Source organism: Kitasatospora sp. NPDC048296 (assembly GCF_043201815.1).
Lineage (GTDB): Bacteria > Actinomycetota > Actinomycetes > Streptomycetales > Streptomycetaceae > Kitasatospora.
This window is the reverse complement of record NZ_JBICZB010000228.1, coordinates 1-1,223: the sequence shown is the minus strand read 5'-3', so window position 1 is coordinate 1,223 and position 1,223 is coordinate 1. Positions and strand designations below refer to the sequence as shown.

The 1,223-nt window shown below is 71.0% G+C and carries 1 pseudogene; it reads right to left on the bottom strand.

What is annotated here, in order from left to right:
• Positions 1 to 90: 90 nt before the first annotated feature.
• Positions 91 to 1,223: pseudogene (locus tag ACGF12_RS38660) on the bottom strand (amino acid transporter); the annotation flags it as partial.

The following is a 1,223-nucleotide window of genomic DNA, read 5'->3' as shown; positions in this document are numbered from 1 at the left end:
CAGCCGAGGCGACGCCCGGGCCCCTCGCCGGCCGAAAGGTCGGCCCGGGTCGCCGACCGGTCCAGGGCCACGGCGTCGGGAGGACGGGCCCTACCCGACGTGGACACGCGGGCGCCGGGAGCGGTCCGGCTCCGCCTCGCGCAGCACCTCCCGGGTGACCGGGGCGACCTCGCCCTGCCCGAACAGGAAGAACCGCAGGAAGTGGCCGACCGGACCGCCCTCGGTCCACTCGAAGTAGATGTGCGGGATCTGCCCCGTACGGTCCCGGATCGTCAGCAGCAGGGCCGCCAGCGCGTTCGAAACGCTGGCGCTCTCCAGCGACAACACCCGGTAGCGGCCGTGCAGCACCTCTCCGCGCACGTCCAGCACCGTCTCGAACTCGGACGGGTCCCGGACCGTCACCTCGACGAACACCAGGTCCAGGTCGGCCGGAATGTCGTGGTGCGCACGGATCTCCCGCTTCTTCTCCTGGTACTCCGCCAGGTCACGGCTGTTCGGCTCGTTGGCGACCAGGCGCATCGGCCGGTGGGTGTAGTCCCGGACGAACCGCTCGGCCGCCTCGTCCAGCACCACGTCGGTGACGCGCAGCTCGAAGGCCCGCTTGAGCCGCGACAGGAAGGAGACCAGGACGATCCCGCCGATGAAGCAGGCGCCGATCTTCACGCCGTCCGGGCGCTCGGCGATGTTCGCGCCCGTCGTGTACAGGAACACCGCCGCGATCACGGCGAAGCCGGTGGTCCAGTTGCGCTGCCTGGCCTTGTGGGCGGCGATGGTGACGGCGATGGCGGCCGAGGAGATCAGCACCAGCACACCGGTCGCGTACGCGCCGCTCTGGGCGTCCACGTTCGCGTCGAACAGCCACGTCACCAGGAAGCCGATCAGGGTCAGCACGATCACCATCGGCCGCACCGCCCGCGCCCAGTGCGGGGCCATGCCGTAGCGCGGCAGGTACCGGGGCAGCAGGTTGAGCATGCCGGCCATCGCGGAGGCGCCGGCGAACCAGAGGATCGCGATGGTCGACAGGTCGTAGACGCTGCCGAAGGCGCCGCCCAGGTTCTGGTGGGCCAGGTACGCCAGGGCGCGGCCGTTGGCCTTCCCGCCCGCCTCGAAGGCGGCCTTGGGGATCAGCACCGTGGTGATGAAACTCGTCGTGATCAGGAACGCGCTCATGATCACGGCGGCGGTGGTGAGCAGCTTGCGTGCGCCCCGGATCCGGCCGGTGG